The 19,238-nt window shown below is 34.6% G+C and carries 21 protein-coding genes and 1 tRNA gene; 4 read left to right on the top strand and 18 right to left on the bottom strand.

Going from position 1 to position 19,238, the window contains the following annotated elements:
- The 6 genes from ACS604_RS17975 to ACS604_RS17950 all read right to left on the bottom strand — a co-directional run.
- Window positions 1-1,005 (bottom strand): TolC family protein (locus tag ACS604_RS17975; RefSeq protein WP_474772469.1); only part of this gene is annotated, 1,005 nt, incomplete at its 3' end.
- A gap of 273 nt (window positions 1,006-1,278) precedes the next feature.
- Window positions 1,279-2,025 carry an LPS export ABC transporter ATP-binding protein gene (lptB, locus tag ACS604_RS17970; protein WP_003650837.1) on the bottom strand — a complete coding sequence of 249 codons (747 nt, stop codon included), beginning with the start codon at window positions 2,023-2,025 and terminating at the stop codon, window positions 1,279-1,281.
- Complete coding sequence (gene lptA / locus ACS604_RS17965) at window positions 2,025-2,573, bottom strand: lipopolysaccharide transport periplasmic protein LptA (protein WP_004793419.1); 549 nt, start codon at window positions 2,571-2,573, stop codon at window positions 2,025-2,027. Before lptA ends, lptB begins: the two co-directional genes overlap by 1 nt.
- Complete coding sequence (gene lptC / locus ACS604_RS17960) at window positions 2,557-3,105, bottom strand: LPS export ABC transporter periplasmic protein LptC (protein WP_004793421.1); 549 nt, start codon at window positions 3,103-3,105, stop codon at window positions 2,557-2,559. The genes lptA and lptC overlap by 17 nt, the downstream gene beginning before the upstream one ends.
- Window positions 3,106-3,142: 37 nt before the next feature.
- Entirely contained in the window at window positions 3,143-3,682 is a 540-nt protein-coding gene (locus tag ACS604_RS17955; RefSeq protein ID WP_002122322.1) for a KdsC family phosphatase, read from the bottom strand.
- 3 nt (window positions 3,683-3,685) lie between these two features.
- Complete coding sequence (locus ACS604_RS17950; RefSeq protein WP_013198420.1) at window positions 3,686-4,663, bottom strand: KpsF/GutQ family sugar-phosphate isomerase; 978 nt, start codon at window positions 4,661-4,663, stop codon at window positions 3,686-3,688.
- Window positions 4,664-4,876: 213 nt separating this feature from the next.
- On the opposite strand from ACS604_RS17950, the gene cysS reads away from it, so the two are divergent.
- From cysS to ACS604_RS17935, 3 genes are all read left to right on the top strand, one after another.
- Window positions 4,877-6,298 (top strand): cysteine--tRNA ligase, encoded by a 1,422-nt coding sequence (gene cysS, locus ACS604_RS17945; protein ID WP_151964724.1) that lies wholly within the window; start codon window positions 4,877-4,879, stop codon window positions 6,296-6,298.
- Between the two features lie 63 nt (window positions 6,299-6,361).
- Window positions 6,362-6,437 (top strand) — tRNA-Gly (locus ACS604_RS17940).
- A 330-nt stretch (window positions 6,438-6,767) separates the two neighbouring features.
- Complete coding sequence (locus ACS604_RS17935; protein WP_238612425.1) at window positions 6,768-7,148, top strand: hypothetical protein; 381 nt, start codon at window positions 6,768-6,770, stop codon at window positions 7,146-7,148.
- A gap of 110 nt (window positions 7,149-7,258) precedes the next feature.
- On the opposite strand, the gene ACS604_RS17930 is transcribed toward ACS604_RS17935, so the two are convergent.
- From ACS604_RS17930 to ACS604_RS17880, 11 genes are all read right to left on the bottom strand, one after another.
- Window positions 7,259-8,419, bottom strand: a complete 1,161-nt coding sequence (locus ACS604_RS17930; protein WP_353156836.1) for a JmjC domain-containing protein — start codon at window positions 8,417-8,419, stop codon at window positions 7,259-7,261.
- A 12-nt stretch (window positions 8,420-8,431) separates the two neighbouring features.
- Window positions 8,432-10,198, bottom strand: a complete 1,767-nt coding sequence (locus ACS604_RS17925) for an ABC transporter ATP-binding protein (RefSeq protein ID WP_238612427.1) — start codon at window positions 10,196-10,198, stop codon at window positions 8,432-8,434.
- The gene (locus tag ACS604_RS17920) at window positions 10,195-11,934 is read right to left on the bottom strand and encodes an asparagine synthase C-terminal domain-containing protein (RefSeq protein WP_238612428.1); all 1,740 of its coding nucleotides are present in this window, start codon (window positions 11,932-11,934) and stop codon (window positions 10,195-10,197) included. Before ACS604_RS17920 ends, ACS604_RS17925 begins: the two co-directional genes overlap by 4 nt.
- The gene (locus tag ACS604_RS17915) at window positions 11,934-12,581 is read right to left on the bottom strand and encodes a lasso peptide biosynthesis B2 protein (RefSeq protein ID WP_238612429.1); all 648 of its coding nucleotides are present in this window, start codon (window positions 12,579-12,581) and stop codon (window positions 11,934-11,936) included. The genes ACS604_RS17920 and ACS604_RS17915 overlap by 1 nt, the downstream gene beginning before the upstream one ends.
- Before the next feature lie 77 nt (window positions 12,582-12,658).
- Window positions 12,659-12,817 carry a hypothetical protein gene (locus ACS604_RS17910; protein ID WP_185767872.1) on the bottom strand — a complete coding sequence of 53 codons (159 nt, stop codon included), beginning with the start codon at window positions 12,815-12,817 and terminating at the stop codon, window positions 12,659-12,661.
- Between the two features lie 842 nt (window positions 12,818-13,659).
- The gene (locus tag ACS604_RS17905) at window positions 13,660-13,896 is read right to left on the bottom strand and encodes a kynureninase (RefSeq protein ID WP_151963611.1); all 237 of its coding nucleotides are present in this window, start codon (window positions 13,894-13,896) and stop codon (window positions 13,660-13,662) included.
- Window positions 13,889-14,521 (bottom strand): HIRAN domain-containing protein, encoded by a 633-nt coding sequence (locus ACS604_RS17900; RefSeq protein WP_151963610.1) that lies wholly within the window; start codon window positions 14,519-14,521, stop codon window positions 13,889-13,891. Before ACS604_RS17900 ends, ACS604_RS17905 begins: the two co-directional genes overlap by 8 nt.
- Window positions 14,522-14,594: 73 nt before the next feature.
- Window positions 14,595-15,053 (bottom strand): type II toxin-antitoxin system VapC family toxin, encoded by a 459-nt coding sequence (locus ACS604_RS17895; protein WP_474772466.1) that lies wholly within the window; start codon window positions 15,051-15,053, stop codon window positions 14,595-14,597.
- A complete protein-coding gene (locus ACS604_RS17890) occupies window positions 15,050-15,781 on the bottom strand; it encodes a hypothetical protein (RefSeq protein WP_474772465.1) in 732 nt (243 codons plus the stop codon). Before ACS604_RS17890 ends, ACS604_RS17895 begins: the two co-directional genes overlap by 4 nt.
- A gap of 187 nt (window positions 15,782-15,968) precedes the next feature.
- Window positions 15,969-16,298, bottom strand: a complete 330-nt coding sequence (locus ACS604_RS17885) for a hypothetical protein (protein ID WP_004793524.1) — start codon at window positions 16,296-16,298, stop codon at window positions 15,969-15,971.
- Between the two features lie 85 nt (window positions 16,299-16,383).
- On the bottom strand, window positions 16,384-16,830 hold the full coding sequence (locus ACS604_RS17880; RefSeq protein WP_474772464.1) for a winged helix-turn-helix transcriptional regulator: 447 nt from the start codon (window positions 16,828-16,830) through the stop codon (window positions 16,384-16,386).
- Between the two features lie 111 nt (window positions 16,831-16,941).
- Between ACS604_RS17880 and ACS604_RS17875 the strand changes: the two genes are divergently transcribed.
- Complete coding sequence (locus ACS604_RS17875; protein WP_474772463.1) at window positions 16,942-18,159, top strand: MFS transporter; 1,218 nt, start codon at window positions 16,942-16,944, stop codon at window positions 18,157-18,159.
- 70 nt (window positions 18,160-18,229) lie between these two features.
- Here ACS604_RS17875 and ACS604_RS17870 read toward each other — a convergent pair whose 3' ends face one another.
- The gene (locus ACS604_RS17870) at window positions 18,230-18,994 is read right to left on the bottom strand and encodes a COG4705 family protein (protein WP_474772461.1); all 765 of its coding nucleotides are present in this window, start codon (window positions 18,992-18,994) and stop codon (window positions 18,230-18,232) included.
- Between the last annotated feature and the right edge of the window lie 244 nt (window positions 18,995-19,238).

Raw genomic sequence — 19,238 nt, 5'->3', positions numbered from 1 at the left:
GGGGTTTCGACCATTAATGGCCTGACTTAAGGAACCTTTGACTGACAAAGTTGGATAACGTGTTAAACGGGTCTGTTCCTTTTGTGCCTTGGCAACTTCAACACTGGCTTGCGCCGCAATCATTTTTGGAATGGTATTGAATTCAGGTTCACCATATAAATCGGACACTTTCACCAAATCATCTGAAATAATCCAGCCAGTTCGAGATACATCTGCACCTAGCAATGTTCTTAAATGTTGTTGGTACTGACGTAATAAAGATTGCTGAGCAATCAAACCAGACTGGGCAGCTTGCAAATAAGACTGGGCTTGGATTGGGTCAGCTTGGCTACTAATACCGGCATTTGCACGTAAATTTGCAATATCCTGAATACGTTGAATACCTGCAATTTGCTGCTCGGCAATTTTATTTAATTGAAGGTAGCGTTGAATATTAACAATGGTTTGCGCGACATCAAGTGCAATATCATCAATGCTGACCAGCACATTGGCCTGCTCGACTTGAACCTTGGCTTGCTCAACATCTACACCTGATTTAACTTTACCAAAATCATAGAGCATCTGAGTTGCATTTAAGGTCAATAACTGCCGACCACGCTCACCACTACTCAAGTCACCTGTAGTAATTCCACCTGAAAGCTGAGGGTAATAACCCGCCTTGGCGTAATCAATACCTGCATTTTGACCAGCTAAAGTGGAAATGGCTTGAGAAATATCCGGGTTACGCTGGATTGCGATTTTCACCGCTTCCTGCAAAGTCATTTGCCTTGATGGCAAATTTGAATAAGATGCAGCTGATCTATCATTGAGTTGAACAGTCGGAAACTCCTGAACTCTAGAACGATCTAGCTTAAAATTACTCAGCTCTTGCATCTTGGCAACTTTAAATTCATCACTACTTTTAGGGGCAAAAAGTTGCGATAAGTTGTCTTTTAAAGTGTGATATTGCTCACTTGGTTTAGCAGCATATATCACCACAGGCACATGCAATGAAGTTAAAAGCATCAACCCTTTCAGGAAAGCCGGCTTTTTACATGTCCTTTTTACTCTTCTCTGGTTATATCCAATCATGCTTGTCTTGTTGATCTTGTTTGTTATCGTTTAAAAGCTTTTACATTCTACATATTTTTTTGCATAAAGAAGCATAATTGCAGGAATAATTCACACATTACATTTTCCTCAAGTGAATGCGCTAATTTATTGTTTTTAATAATTAAATACAAAAAAACCAAAAAGAGGCCTTGACCTCTTTTTAGACAAATAGATTAACTATTTTATTTAAACTGTAAAATCGTCACCTAAGTAGACTTTACGGACTTGTTCGTTGTCCAGAATTTCTTGTGGTGTACCTTCTGCAATTACAGCCCCTTCACTCACAATATATGCACGTTCACAAATTGCCAAAGTTTCACGTACGTTATGGTCAGTAATGAGTACACCGATGCCACGATCCTTCAAAGTCTGGATAATATCTTTAATATCTCCAACCGAGATTGGGTCAACGCCGGCAAATGGTTCATCAAGCAACATAAATTTAGGATCGGCAGCCAATGCACGTGCAATTTCAGCACGGCGGCGTTCACCACCAGATACACTCATTCCCAATGAATCTTTAATATGACTGATTTTAAAGTCATTTAATAATTCAGTAAGACGTTGCTGGCGCTGTTGCTTATTTAGGTCTTTGCGTGTTTCTAAAATGGACATAATATTTTCAGCAATGGTCAGCTTTCTAAAAATAGAAGCCTCTTGCGGAAGATATCCAATACCCTTGCGTGCCCGTTCATGCATTGCCAAATCAGACATATCAAGATCATCAAGGTGAATTTCACCTTTGTCCATGCGCACTAGCCCTACAACCATATAGAAGCTTGTGGTTTTCCCTGCACCGTTAGGGCCAAGCAAACCAACAATCTGTCCACTTTGCATACTAAAAGATACGTCTTTGACGACCCAACGCTTACTATAGTTTTTTCCTAAGTGCTTAATACACAAAGTTTGGGGTTGTTGAAGAGCTTGTTGCATTATTCACGCGCTCCTGGAAAGCTTTTTGAACTTGATGGTGGAATAATAATCTGCACACGATTTGATGATGAGCCCTGAGCTTCAACATCACCTTTGTTCATACTATATTTCAATGAATTACCACGAATACTAGAACCATCTTGATATAAATATGCGCCACCATTCAATGTAATAATGCCGGTATCTGCATTATAAACAATGGTTTGTCCTTCACCGCGTGCCACACCTTTATCAGCACTTATTTGTTGCTGAAACTTAGACGGTCGGCCTTTAGCTGTAATGGTTTGGATTTCACGCTTAGAGTTTAACGTCGCAACAATCGAATCAGCTTGAAGCTTCATCGTACCTTGCTCAATCACGACATTACCAGTGTATGTCGTCAAACCAGTTTTTTCGTTATAAGTTGCACGGTCTGCCACAAGTGAAATTTGTTGATTACGGTCAGACGGCAACGCAAAAGTCGAAGCTGATGTTAAAGCAACGAATGTAATAACCGCAGCTTGTTTTAGGAAAGCTGAAGAACGTTTTAAATTAAGACTTTGGTGCATACTTTCCTCGAATATTAAAAAATTCGTACTGACCGTTATTCAAATTGGCTTTTAATCCTTTGCTAACAAAATCGCCTTGTGGAGATTGAACAACCACTTGGTGATTCGTTTCAATTTCTCTGGTTTTTGGATAACCCGTTAACTCATCGGTTTGGAATTCAATCTTTCCTTGTGGAGCAAGTTTAGTTGCGACCACATCACCCGATAAGATAACTTTACTATTATCATCATAACCATTTGCCTGTTTCGCAAAGAACGTTGCATCAACTTTGCCATCTTTATACATAGATGCTTTGAGTTGATCCAACTTTGATGTTTTTTGTTGCATATCCTGTTCAAGCTGACGAACTTCAGCACGAATATACAAATTGCCTTGATCATCAGTTTGAGTCAAATGGACGCCCTGCGCCGAATATGTCATATTCTTCGCCGAAGCAATGTCTAGTTTTTTTGCTTTGCCACTATAGTAGTAATAACCACCACTTATAGCAGCAATAACTACAGCGACAATAGATAAAACTCTGGTATCCATGAGCAGGAATAGCCTACCTTTTTAAGTAATCTTATTATTAATGCGGTACTGCAAGATATTTTTCAAGAAGTTCTTGGTAAATGCCTTTTGCGATCAGCAACATATCACAGACTTCTCGTACAGCACCACGTCCGCCCATCGACTGGGTAACCAAATGCGCACGGCGACGTACTTCTTCATGACCATTTGGCACAGTGACACTCATTCCTGCGATTGCAAAAGCAGATAAATCAGGCCAGTCATCGCCCATATACAAGCAATCGGAAGGCAAAATATTAAACTGTGCACAAGCTTCACGTAACGCAGAACCTTTGTCTTCACGACCTTGAAAAACGAGGTCTACGCCTAAATCAGACATACGCTTTTCAACAATATTACTTTTTCGACCTGTAATAATGATGACTTTCATGCCTGCTTGCTGCGCAAGTTTCATGCCTAAACCATCACGAATATCGAATGATTTAATCTCATCGCCACTATTGGTTAAAGTTACAAAGCCATCGCTCAAGATACCATCGACATCCAGAACCAATGCCTGTAGATGACGTGCTTGTTCTAACAATGCATAAGATGCCATTGATTAATTTACCCCTGCCTGAATAAGGTCATGCATACTAATTACACCAATCACTTTATTTTGGTCATCCACCACAACAAATTGACTGATTTTTTTCAGGTTAAGCTGTTGTAGAGCTTCTACCGCACGTGCTTCTTGAGAAATAGTCGACGGTTTTTTTGTCATTACTTCAGAAACAGGTAAATTCACATCGAAACCTTGCTGTTTATCAATTAAACGACGCAAGTCACCATCGGTGAAAATACCAAGCAAGTGTTCCTGTTCATCTACAATCGTGGTCAAGCCTAAACGCTTATTAGAAATTTCGTAAAGCACTTGATTCATTGGAGTATCTGGTGAAACTTTTGGCAATTCATCGCCTGTATGCATGAGGTGTTTTACATGTAAAAGTAAACGCTTACCCAATGCTCCAGCAGGATGCGAGCGAGCAAAATCATCTGCAGTAAAACCACGCGCTTCAAGTAAGGCAACAGCCAGCGCATCACCCAATACTAAGGTTGCAGTTGTGCTTGATGTCGGAGCTAATCCGAGTGGGCATGCTTCATCAGACTCACCTAAAGTTAAAGCGATGTCGGCATTTTGAGGCATTGGCCCTTTATCAGTACGGCTAATGGTAATAAGAGGTACACCAAGATGTTTAATAAGTGGCATCAACATCATGATTTCATCACTTTTTCCAGAATTGGAAATCGCAATTAAAACGTCACCACGAACCAGCATACCCAAATCGCCATGCCCAGCTTCGCCCGGATGCATAAAGAAAGATGGTGTACCAGTTGAAGCAAAAGTCGCAGCCATTTTACGGCCAATATGCCCTGACTTCCCCATGCCAGTAATCACAACACGGCCTTTACACTGTAACAATATTTCACAGGCCTGATTAAAACTGTCATTAATTTGTGTTGCTAACACGTCTAGGGCTTGCTGCTCAATACGCAAGGTTGCTAATGCGCTGCTTTGAAAATCTGTAGGGTTGGGCATACGAGTTTGACTCAAAATAATTGATCTGATCTCTTGTGAAGATCGGTGATTTTAATCAAAAGATTTGGGGGCATTCTAACATAACTCAATCATCTACACGTTTTTAAATGTATAAGATTTCACAAGCTTATAAAATTCTTGTATAAAACTTTGTGAAAAATGATGCATCAGTTATGATGTAACACTGTTTTTGTTGAGTGTTTGAAAACCCTTATGCAACCGTTTGTTTTATATAACTCTGAGCAACGAAAAAAAGTTGAATTTGTACCTCGCAAAGAAGGTCACATCGATATGTACGTCTGCGGTATGACCGTTTACGATTACTGTCATATCGGGCATGCTCGAGTTATGGTTGCATTTGACTACATTATTCGTTTCTTGCGTAGCCAAGGCTGGAATGTTCGCTATATTCGTAACATTACCGACATTGACGACAAAATTATTAAACGCGCGAATGAAAATGATGAAACCATTCAGCAGCTCACCACGCGTTTCATTGATGCAATGAACGAAGATGCAGCTAATTTAGGCTGTGCTGCACCTGATGAAGCACCTAAAGCGACTGAATATATTGATCAGATGCAAAACATGATTGGTAATCTGGTCAATAAAGGCTCGGCTTACCCTGCTGCAAATGGCGATGTTTATTTTGAAGTCACCAAATTTGAGAAGTATGGTCGTCTCTCTGGTCGTAAGCTTGATGATATGCAAGCTGGTGCAAGTGAGCGTGTTGACGTAGAAGTTGAAAAGAAACATCCGTTTGACTTTGTACTTTGGAAACATGCCAAAGAAAATGAACCATCTTGGGCATCTCCTTGGGGCAATGGCCGTCCGGGTTGGCACATTGAATGTTCTGCCATGTCGACTTGCTGCTTAGGCAATCACTTTGACATTCATGGTGGTGGTTCAGATTTAATGTTCCCTCATCATGAAAATGAAATTGCGCAAAGTGAAGCTTCAACTGGCGAACAATATGTAAACTACTGGATGCATGTTGGCTTTATTAACGTTGATGGTGAAAAGATGTCTAAGTCTTTAGGCAACTTCTTTACTATTCGTGACGTGATGGAGAAATTCCACCCTGAAGTGATTCGCTACTTTATTGTGTCTTCACACTATCGTAGTCCTGTGAACTTCTCTGATGTGGCACTTAAAGAAGCAAAAACTTCTTTAACTCGTTTCTATCACTCATTTAAAGCTTACCAACAAGTGTATGGTCAAACGACAACTGAAACGCTTGATCAAAGTTTTGTTGAACGCTTTAACAATGCAATGTGTGATGACTTCAACACAGCCGAGGCAATGGCGGTATTGTTTGAACTGAACAAAGAATTGAACCGTGCTGTAAAAGAAGAGCAAGCAGACCAAGCGACTGTGCTTTATTCGACACTACGTCACCTCACCAACATTTTAGGTTTGGTACAACACAATGTAGATGATTTCTTAAAATCAGATATTGGACAAGAAGCGCTTGCTTTGTCTGATGCTGAAATTGAAGATTTTATTCAACAACGTGTGGATGCAAAAAAAGCAAAAGATTTTGCTAAAGCAGATGGTATTCGTCAGTCTTTACTCGACCAAGGTGTTGTATTAGAAGATACGCGTCAAGGTACAGTTTGGCGTCGTGCTGATTAAATGTTCAATTAAATCACAAGAGTGTTGACACTTTAGTGAAACACTCTATAATGTGCTCACATTGCGGGAATAGCTCAGTTGGTAGAGCATAACCTTGCCAAGGTTGGGGTCGCGAGTTCGAGTCTCGTTTCCCGCTCCAAAATTTAAAAACCACTTAATTCGAAAGAATTAGGTGGTTTTTTTATGTCTATTGCTTAGCTAAAAAATCTGATTCCTTCCGCCTCTTCTTATAATTATCTTTAATCAAATTTAACGGCTGCATTCTTTCAATAAAGGACAAGATGGTAAGCGTCTGTACGATCTCGAATAAAGCTATAAGTATCCTTGAAAAATCTAATATTAAAAGGTAGCAACGGTGATCGAGACGGAAGAATTAAGACGGAGATACTCTTTCCTAACAAATTAATTTTTTGGGAATGATCCCCTCGATTAATATCAAAGTGTATTTAACTCACATATAGGTGTGAACTTGGATATTTATAAAAAATTGATTTGTTCCGCTATTAATATACTTTTGGTCGCTTGTCAGCCACAAGTATCGAGGGTCGAAAATAGCCATGTGAAAATACCAAGTTATCAATCAAATGGCTTTTTTGCCTCTGCACGATTAAGGGGCCCGTTGCAGTTAAAACAAGAATGTCTATATGTAAATGATATTCTAATTATTTTCCCTAAAGGATATGCAGAATGGGATCCTAAAAATCAAACTTTAACTTATAAAAGTAAGAAAATTGCTTTAGGCGAAGAATTAGATTTAGCTGGTGGTTTTGGTCGGTTTGAGCGAGATAATCAGCGAATTAAAAATTTAAGCCCTTTATGTGATCATAAAACTATTTGGCTTGCTGGATAAAGCTGGAAAAATTAAGCTTTATAACTATAAAAGGGTTAAATGCCCTTTTATAGTTATAAAGTAAAATTTGATGTTATAGTCATCAAAAAATTAAGAAACTATTATTAAAATTAATTATAAATAGTGATAATTCCAGCATGAATCATATCTGTACAAACTTTATTAATATAATTAATCTGCATACCATTCTCAAATCCTTCTCTAGAAAGAGTAGAATAGTGAACTGGCTTTCCTAATAACAACTCATTAAAAGAAGCTGAAATCTCTTTAGGCACAACCCATTTCTTTAGTCCATTAGTAATAATTAATCCATTTTGATGTTCTTTCTCATATCTAATAAAATGATTTAATATAAAAGTTTGATTCGCAAAATTTGCATCAGCTGACTCAATTCCTACATAGGGTAAATTTAAAAGAGAATTGAATTTAAAATTAGATTTAAGATGATGCATAACATTATGAATTTTATTAGAACTCCATTGAACTTTAGATAAATTAGAAAAGAAGTTTGAAACAAATTCTTCCATTTGTTTTTTATCATTTATATTTGGCATTCTTTTCCTAAACTCAGGAATTTTAGACAAATCATCTTTCAGCCAATCTAATAAATCTAAAGCGGTATACCTATGAATTCCAATAGTTGCATGTAGAGAAATATCATCTCCTGTTTCAGCCGAATGTATTTGCCCCATTGGAACATATAAAACATCCCCTTTTTGCAAAGTAAATTCGGCAAGTAGTTTTTCACTTTTCTTTACTATATGTTTATGATTTACAGGGTCTAGATCTGCAAAATCATAAATCTTCCATTTTTTCGATCCTTCTAATTGAATAATGAAAGTATCTTGCTCATCCCAATGAGACCCAAAAGGACTACGTGAATTTTTCCAAGATGCATATAAATTAGCTTGTGTATTCGTACATAAAAATTGGGACAGATTTGAACAGAACTTAGCAAGCTTGACGTGCTTCGTGTGCGCACTATTTAGGACAAAAGTGTAACCATTGAAAATATATTTATTAAAGACATTTGAAATTTCCTGTGCTCTCTTTTTCTTATCTTTGAATAAATTATATGGTGAAACAAAACCACTTTCACCTAACATTAACACATCATTATAAGAGTCCAATATAGAAATAGTATAATTTAGTTCCGACCAGTTGCATAACATATCTGGATCAAAAATATTCTTTCTATAAAACCAACTAGATTTGTTATAATTAGCTACAAACTCATCAATAAAATTATGATCAAAATAATCTAAAATCATATAAATATTCCTTTAATCAATTTCTTTCATCAAATCTTTTAAATTATTATTTGTATAAATTAAATCACTATATTTACCAGTTTCAATAACTCGACCTCCATCTAAAACAATTACTTTATCAACATTACGAATAGTATTTAATCTATGTGCAATAATAATAATCGTAGAATTTGTGAATTTATCAAATAATAAATCCATAATTTCTTTTTCTGTAACCGAGTCTAATGAAGAGGTTGGCTCATCAAAAATAATTACAGGTGAATTCCTTAAAAAAGCTCGCGCAAGTGAAATTCGCTGTCTTTCTCCGCCAGAAATCTTAACACCATGCTCACCTACAACAGTGTCATAACTTTTATCTAATTTAGAAATAAACTCATGAATTTTAAACTTTTTAGCAACTTCTATTGCTTCATCTTTACTACGATCAGTTCCAATTGTAATATTTTTCCAGATAGGTAAGTTAAAGATATGACATTCTTGAGAAATAACTGAAATATTATTTCTTAAAGATTTTAGGCTAAGGCTTCTTATATCAATACTATTAAATTTAATTTCACCTTCGTAATCATCATAAAAACCATAAAGAAGTTTTACAAGAGAAGACTTTCCTGAACCAGTCCTACCTATAATTGCAGTTACTGTATTACTCTCAAAAGAACAATTAACATTATCTAGTGCTGTATGTTTATTATTAGGATAAATAAAATTTAAAGAATTAATATCTATATTAATATAAGACTTTTCAATATTTTTTTTGCCTTTCCAAATTTCTTGTTCTGTAGAAAGGCTATTAATTTTTTTATAATTATCAAGAAAAACCCTACCTTGGTTCACTTGTCTCATAACACCACCTACAGCTTCAACTGGCTTAACTAATTGGAGCAAATAAGTAATCATCAAAACAAAATCACCTATCGTCATTTTTCCTTGAAGTAGCTTTGAATAAGATAAATACGTAATTAAACCTAAGAGGATAGTAAAAATTATTGTTGTTACAAAGTTTACAGATATTGTAGTGTTGAAATATGTAATATATGATTTTTTTAGCTTTTCATTTTGTTTACCCATTATTTCAATATAGTCTTTTTCAACACTTAAATACTTATTAGTTTCAGGGTATAAAAAAGCCGAATTTAAGTCAGAGTTAACATTATTCTGATCTTCTACCACATCCCTATTTGAAACCATTATCTTATTATTACCTTGAACAAAATAGTAAATATACAAAGTAATTCCAAATAAAATAATCAGCAAAAAGGAAACGTCATAAAAAGAAAGGATTACAATTGATGTACCAACAACTTGAAATATGATTAAAAGGCCAACTTGGATAAAAGATTGCAAATATATAGTTACACTCCGAGTACCGTTACTAATAGATTGTACTAACTTCCCAGAAGTGTAATTATGTAAATATTTAACTGGTAAATTTATAATATGTGAAATCGATTCATTCCGCATCAAGCTATGTATAGTTTGTTCAATTTTGCAAAAAAAAGTCCATTGTAAATCTATCAGATAACGAGATGCGGATTGTGATATTACGTACAAACTTAATAGAATAGAAGTTACTAAAATTGCATTTTCAGCCCCTGAGCTAAAACTATCAATTGAATACTTTAAAGCTAGAGGCGCTAGAACTGTAGCTAAAGAGGAAAGTAGAATAATAAAAATATATGTAAAGAAGTTAAATACAATTTTCTTATCATTGTTATTAAAAATATATGATAGAACAAATTGAGATAGTATATATAAATTTGTTTTTTTTAAATAATTCATAATTTTTTTCCTTCAACCTTTCTCATCCACATTTCACTTGTAAATAATCTAAATAGCTCCATTTTAACGGTATCATTATTCTTTGACTTTTCTATTAATAAATTTAGATCAAATTTAGAAATAATATCTTTTTTAACCAAGCTTCCATTACACAAAATTTCGGTAATATTATTAAAATTATCCTCGATAATATCAGCATAATATGAACCTACCCCTGATTTCGTCCTTCTCCTATATATACTTTCTGGCAAGTAGTCTTTAAACGCTTCACGAATAAGTCCTCTACTAATTAATTGAGGTGTCAAAATATAACTTGGAATGGATAGACAATACTCCATAATTGGTTGAGATAACAATGGATGTAAATTATCGACAAAATTAGAGGTATAAAAATTGGTATAGAAGTTTTGAGAATCTGCCAAGCAGAATATTTGAAATTTCTTCCCATTGTTGATATGAGAAATATTCTCTATCCATGGATGAGATAAATATTTATTATCAATAACTTGTTTATATTTTTCATTGCAAATACTTTTATCAATTTTTCCTTCATACGCGTACCTCCTACTTCCAAATAATATAGAAGCAGCAGTTTTCTTAAAAACTGCCCAAATTGTATTATTTGTTAATTCAGCTGTTCTTATTGCTGTTGAAAGATATCCCTTCAAGCCATTATCTCTAAAATAGTCTTGAGCAATAAATATTGAATTTTTTGTTTGAAATAATACATCCCCTGCACATCCAGAGAAGATAGAATCAATATTGCATTTTTCTAGAATCTCTAACTCTTTATCTAATATTTCAAAACCTAAACCATATTTCAATGGCTTATATTGAATAGGATATATACTTAATTTATCTTCTAGATTAAATTTATTTTCTTCCATCTTAAATACAAAAAGTGGAAATTCATACATATTACTGACATCTCTAGCATATCGCTCTTCATTACCTAATTCAGAGTCAAAACATAAGTTCAATCCGTAAATATTAGTATTTGTATGCTTTCTAAGAATAGTAGCAACTAAGCTCGAATCCAAACCTCCTGATAGATTCAACAAAATATTATTATATTCGTTACCCCAACAACTTACACAGTCAATAACAACTTTTCTCAACTCATCCATTGCCACATCAATTGTTAGATTATCACTTTTTACAAATTTTTCAGGTGACCATATAGTTTTTATTTTTAAATCATATAAAGTTATACTCTCACCTGAAAGTAGATTGCTGATATTTTTAAAGCCGGTTTCTCTTAGGTTTAATCTCTCATAGCATAAAGATGCAGCCACATATTTGTCATTCACTTCCAAATTACTTTCACTATATTTTTTATAAAACTCTACATCTGAAAACCCAATTGTATTTTCATTATTTATAGTCCATAGAAAATCAAATGAACATGCTGGATCTTTAAAAACTTCGACATTCTCATTATCAAAAATTATAGCTATATATGAGCCCCAAAAATCTTTAACAAGCTCTTCAATAGTTATAATTGTTTTATTTTTATTTTCAACTTTAGAAGATTTATTTTTAATTTTTTTAAATAATTTACCAATAATTATTGCATTGCTAAAGAAATAAGTTTCACCTGAACTGGTAGGGTGACTTAACCATAGATTTGTTTTTGAATTTATTTCTATTTTTTCCAATTCTTTATTTAACAAACTATAGTTAATAGAAGAGTTAAAGTCTGTGCTTTTTTTAAATTCCAGCATATATCTAAACATTACTTTACCACCATTATTGGCTTATATTTTTCAATGTGTTGCAATTCATCATTTAATATTTTTCTATCTTTTTCTAACCATGCATGAGCCCTAAATGGTTTCGTTTTAACTCCAATTACTAATTCAGAATCGATACCATGTAACATAAGGAACTGCTTTAAGCTTATTGACTGAAATAAGCACTCATCTACTTTACTCCATGGTAAAAAAACTATACAGGCGTTATAAGTCCCGATAACTTCAGCGATCTTATTATCATTAACTTTACTAAACGTACTTTTATTTCTAAATTTCGGAAAAGGACTTTTTAGAAACTTTATCCGTGCTTTATTTAAAGTATTAATGAATACTACTTTTACAATATTTCCAAAATTCACTTGTCTTTTTGCAGCATAAGTATTTGATAAAATACTATTTAGTGGTAGTTCTCTTTCCTTTTTGACAATAGTTTCTAACTTATTTTCTCTATCATACTCAATAATCTGTTTTTCAATTAATTTATTAAATTTAGTTTTCTCTATTTCACAATTTAGCAATTCTGCTGTATCTTTCTCATTCAATTGGAAATATCGGTAATTTCTTGAGTCTAAGAAAACTAGACAACCTTGATCAATACATGCATAAACATTATTTTTTAATCTGTACATTTTGAGTATTTTCTTCTAATAAGTTTTCAAAAGATAAAGAGATAAAAATATCTCTTTATCTAACCTAGTTTTTTTGTTTATGGAATAATGGCATCACCATCATATTTATCCATATTTCTAGGCTCATATGTTCCTTCAAAATCGAAACCTTTGGTTTCTTCTTGAACTGTTCCTAAAAAAATTAAATCCACTTCTTCTGTTTGAGCTGCTTCTGGTTTCAACTGGATATTATTCATATTTTCACCTATTTTTAATTAAGTTAAATGTTGATGCTATTTCAATATTCATCAACACAGTCATCCTATCCAAATATATTATCTAATTATGTATTCTATATTTTACCATTTGTTCAAAATTCACACTGGTCATGTTGACTTATATTTGCTATTGTTAATTTATATTAATACAAAACATCAAAAGATATTTAAATAAAAAATATATAACTATCAACAAGATGCTATTTATAATTTTTTATTTCTTTAAATTATTTCTTAATTCTGTCTATTTTATAAAATATATTTTTAGCTTCCTACTTCTTTAGTTCTCAAGAATTTTTTACCAATAAGGAAAATATACATTCAAAATAAATCTTTTATTGTTATACCTAAATTTTTAACTTAAATTATACTTTGTAAACTTCAAAACAGTATAAGGGACTGTATTAAAATTTCTACATGCTATTCTAATTGTCTATCCTTATGATTCTTAATAACTATATTAATTTTAAATAATTTCAAATGATAGCTGATTAATTTTATAGATGTGCGTTTCTATCCTTATAAGACGCATTTCTTTTATTTTGAAGATTTGATTGCTAGAATAACAGTTTAATATTATGTTCAATTTCTCTACTTTAATTGTAAAAAATTATTCGACACCACTTCTGCACCATAAAATCATAAACTTTTGTTATTTATAATTTATTATAACTTGCCAAGGTTAGGGTCGCGAGTTCGAGTCTCGTTTCCCGCTCCAAAATTTAAAAACCACTTAATTCGAAAGAATTAGGTGGTTTTTTATTGCTTCTCAATTACAAAACAAGTAACAGTAAATTAGCTCTAAAGTATCTTAGGATGCTTTATTTGGGCTTATAGTTCCAAAGCTCCCCATTTTCACCACAATTTCGCTCAATAGCATCCATTGTAGTTTCAGTATCGTGTGTTCCTTTTTTCCACTGATTTATAGCAACTTGAATATAAGCTCTACAATTAGCAGGCAATCCATATTCCTTGCCATATATAGGCTTACTATTTGAATCTTTATCGCTACAACCTGCTAAAAATATAAAAAGGCATAATACTAAAATTTTATTCATTTACTTGCTCTTTCAATTCTTTGATGTATTTTGCAGAGTTAGCAATTCTAGTAGGAATATTTAATCTAACACCATAACTATATTCAGCACTCCCACCACCAACGATAACTGCGTTAACATTGATTTGAGCTGTTTCATGTATATTAAGTTTATTTAGTAACCTAACCCAGCTTTCAGCATTATTTCGCGGCAAATAACCAACTGTCAGACCATTTATCACAACGCGGCATGCATTTTTGTCATATTTATTGGTTGGCTCTCTAATTATTTTTGCAATTACTTTTATAAAACAGCCCTTATTTTCGCGCTGTATCGCAAATTTCTTGATATTTTCTTGATAGGAAGACTCCCCAACTATTTCGAATGGATATTCTTCAAAGTCGTAAGCACAATCATATTCAAGTTCGTATTGTTTAGACTCCACACTATATTTTAAAAATGGATCTGGAAGTTCTACTTTCATCTCTTTGCTAGTATTAAGATGAGATGATCTTTTTTCTAATCCCCCTTCTGTCAACCTCTTAGCTTTATAATTTTTATAACCGCCACTCTTCTTTAATTCCTTTTTTACTGACACTCCCACAGCTAATATAAATATTATGATTATTAATAGTATTATCCACATACACATCTCCTTATTTTTTTAAGAGGATAGCACAAGGTATAAAAAAACCACTATCTCTAGTGGCTGTAATTAATCATTTATTAACATTATCAAAGAGATCTGACCCAAGTTTGATTTCATTTCTTTTTAAAACTTGAATATCCAAACCAAGTTTAGCCACTGCGTTAATAATTCCTTTATCCTCTGTTAAAAGTACTTTTGCATTATTTGACACTGCTATTGAGAGTATTTGAATATCAACCTTCACCTTTTGTTTATCTTCTTTAAAAAATTCTTTTCCCAGTTCATGTGCCATTTCTCCACAAATAAGAGCTGCTTTCCTATCAAAACTACCATTAAGTACTTTGCCATGAGAGAGGGTTAATAATTGAGTCCTTCTAGCATTTAAATCATATGCAATAAACTCAGCTATTACAGGTGTAGGAATTAATAATGTTGCATTGTTCTGTTTCAAGTATGTTTCTAGGTTAACAAATAATGCCCTATCCGATGCCAATGAAACCAATACATTATTATCAATCGCTACAATCACTCGTGACGCTCCTTCAGCCACTCAGCAACAGGGTCTTCAAATTGATTCCAACCACTATCCCCTGCATTCTTAAAATCTTCTATCCAACTTGATAGTGAACCTTCAGGTACTTCTTCAATGTTTTCAGCTACAAATGAAAGTAGTTCAACGTCGTTATAACTTATGTATCTGTATTTGGCTTTACCAAATATTTCAATTTGGTGTTGAGTTCTATATTTTGAGCCTAATGTAGCAGCAATATGAGGCGATAAAGCAACACTAACCTTCTTACCAGATATTGTTTGAACATAGATATGATCTGTTTTATCAGTTCCTTCATGCAAACCGATAACTCGACACCTTAAAGTTTCTTCTTGGAAGAAAACAAAACCGTCATCTTTCTTTTGAAATTTATGGAGTTCAATATATTCCTGATTAGAAGACTCTTTATAGCGCAATACTGTGCATGCTTTAGGATGTTTTGATAAAAACTCGTCAATCGTTTTTATTGGCCCCGTCTTCTCTGAAACAGCTTTATTGAAATTATCAACTTTTTCATCAAAATATTCCGGATCCACCTTTACAGCATAATCCGCTGAACCTTCTTTAATATCACCCCATTTTAGATGCTTTGCTCCCAGCATCTTACAAAGAGCTTCAAGTAGCTTAGCCGACTCTAAAGGATTAATTTCCTTTAAATTTATACCAGATACATATAATGAAAATGTGTAATCGGAATGATTATTCATATTACCCACCTCCTTTATATGATTGTATTAAAAAGATTCATTTGCTCTGCATTAATATATTAACACTTATTAATTTTCAATCATTTTTTTTAATTATTAAATACTCAGTGTTTTGTAAGCGTCACGATTCGACGCTTACTAGGTAGTTCTTTCTTGGCTCGTAATTGGCCATTTCCCACTAACACCCTCAAATATTTTTAGCTAATTCTTTTGCTAAACATTGCTCATGCCACGTGGTTTGAAAATTTTCGACAGCTTTTGACTTAATGAGAGGATCTTCAAATAATTTTGAAGAATATGCAGATTTAATAAGCTCTTGATAAAGTTGTTTGGCTTGTTGCTCTTCCAGATGATCGGCGATGTCGTGTAACTCTTTAGCTGGCACTTCATGTTGTCTAGCATCCATCACCCCACTCGCTGCTTTCTTCACAGTTTCACAGTAATGAAGTTCCATGGCTTCTGATGCTGCATAACATTGAATTGAAATTGCGCTTATAAAGAGGAATATAAATCTCATAATCTCACCTTAATTTGACGCGCAAGGTTACCAACTAATCTGCCCAAATTTAAGTTAAAAAAGGTTATTTTTGTTTTGTCTTATTTTATTTCACCTTTTGCACTTGAGTATTAGAAGCTTTCAGCACTATTCCATCTGCCGCAACTGGTGCCATAAATGGAATTTGCTGACCTGTATTTTTATCAATTAACAGAGAATGGCGCTCCCCACTTTCAAATAGGTTCTGTTCTCCCCATTGTCGCAAAGCTACAATCACAGGAAATAAACTCTCCCCTTTATGGGTCAATACATATTCTTGATAAGCCGTGCCATCCGAAGCATCTTGCATTTCAAGCACACCAGCATCCACTAATTTTTTAAGTCGGTCAGAAAGAATATTTCGCGCAACACCCAAGCTCCGCTGGAAATCTCCAAAACGGCGCATTCCATCAAAAGCATCACGTACAATGAGCAGTGACCAGCGGTCCCCTATGAGGTTGACGCAACGTGCAACAGGACAAGGTTCATCTTTTAACAATGTAGGGTTCGTCATCGAATTTCCTTACCAATCTTCAGTAACAAGTTATCTAGTTGCATTTTAAAACTAGCAGGCTTAATATTCAACTAGTTGCATTTTAAAACTAGATTGAATGGATTTAGGCCCATGAAAGCTTCTCTTGCATCTTCAACTTCACACGCTAAAAGCGATAACCCGCTTTCAAGCATGCCCCGTGGCGTAATATTGCTATTTGCTATAGCAAGTGGTGCAAGCGTAGCAAATGTCTATTATGCGCAGCCTTTGCTCGACATATTGGCAAGAGACTTTAATGTTAGTCATGCCGCCATTGGTGGTGTGGTTACAGCCACTCAAATCGGTTGTGCCCTTGCACTCGTGTTTCTAGTGCCGTTGGGTGACCTTGTAAATCGGCGTCGATTAATGGCTATTCAGTTATTGGCTTTAATATCTGCATTGCTCGTGGTTGCCTTTGCTCACTCTACAATTGTTCTTTTAGCAGGCATGCTTTCCGTGGGTTTACTCGGCACAGCCATGACTCAAGGACTTATTGCTTATGCTGCAAGTGCTGCTCTCCCACATGAGCAAGGACATGTGGTTGGTACTGCACAAAGTGGTGTATTCATTGGTTTATTGCTTGCCCGTGTATTTTCAGGAGGAATTAGTGATATAGCGGGTTGGCGTGGCGTGTACTTTTGCGCAGCCATCATCATGCTCATGATTGCATTACCACTTTGGAAACGTTTGCCTCATTTAGAAATTCAGCCCGTTACCATGCGTTACTCGCAACTTTTAGCATCGATGTTAAAACTGCTGCGCCAAGAAAAAATACTCCAAGTGCGCGGTGTTTTGGCTTTACTCATGTTCGCGGCATTTAATATTTTCTGGAGTGCATTGGTACTACCGTTGAGTGAGCCGCCTTACAATTTTTCGCATACTGTTATTGGGTCTTTTGGACTTGTTGGAGTTGTAGGTGCTCTGGCTGCTGCGCGTGCGGGTTATTGGGCCGACCGCGGATATGCTCAGCGCACAAGCTTAGCAGCACTTGTAATATTACTGCTTGCTTGGGGACCACTCTCACTCATGGCTTACTCACTGTGGACACTCGTGATTGGCATCGTATTGCTCGACTTAGGCGGACAAGCCTTACATGTCACCAACCAGAGTATGATTTTTCGTACTCGTCCAGAAGCGCATAGTCGGCTTGTTGGTCTATACATGCTCTTTTATGCAATCGGTAGTGGACTAGGTGCAATCAGTACAACAGCCACTTACGCCTATGCTGGATGGTTTGGCGTGTGTGCACTCGGTGCAGGTGTTAGCCTTCTGGCATTATTATTTTGGTGGATAACCCGTAAAGTCTCTTAAAAATGCCTACTCTCAAATAAAAAAACCACATCACTCAAGAGAATCATGTGGTTTTTAATGAGCCGTTAATTTAATGAGACGACTGAGCTGCTTTCGGTTTAAAGACCACTAAACAGACGACAATGAAAGCTAATAAAACAAAAGACGCGCTAAATCTGCTTAACTCTAATCCACCATGCGCGATAGGTTTATCAAGAAAATCTCCCAATACTGCGCCTAGAGGTCTGGTAAGAACAAAGGCTAACCAAAATAATAAGGTTCTTGAAATTTTGGTATAAAAATAGCAGATTGCTAGCACCAATAATAAAGTACCAAAAATTAAAGCGGCGCTGGTATACCCTAAGCCTTGAGTATCAGCAGTCCAATCTCCTAAAGCTGTCCCTAATGTTTGAGAAAACATGATGGTTAACCAATAGAAAGCTTCACTTTTTGCAGATTGAACACTTTTTACTGAAATTGTGCCGCAACTTAAATACCAAACAAACAGAGATATGCCTAATAAAATAAGTAATATTAAGCTCCCTCCTGCGTAGCCCACACCTAAAGTTCGATCAACGAAATCGGCAATTGTGGTACCCAACGTGGTAGTGGCAATGATTGTCGCCCAGTAGAAAAAAGAATTATAGTTTTTAGCTTTAATTTGTAGTCCGACAAATACCGCAAAGATCACAGCAAAAATTGCCGTACTAATGATATATCCCAAATTTAGGGACATAGATAGTGCATCTCCAGCAGTTTCACCTAGCGTTGTAGCTGCAATTTTAATGATCCAGAATAATAAGGTGACTTCTGGAACTTTACTTAAACTTTTAGACAAACTTTCATGACTTATCAATGTATGTTCTCCAAACATACGTACTTATTAGCTCTTATCTAAATATTTATGTCTTAAGATAAAATTAAGGTTAAAAATAAATTACAAATACTTTTTTTCAAAGAAGATTACACGATGCATATAACCTAAAAACTCAAATGAAAAAGATAACAATATACAAATAAATAAAATATAATAACCAATAATTAATCATGCCAGTGAATGAGTTCATTTGGCTAAAATGCTTAAGTTTAAACTGTAGTGG

The organism is Acinetobacter sp. Li1LvA2, from assembly GCF_056156705.1.
This window is presented reverse-complemented; position numbering and strand designations above follow the sequence as displayed.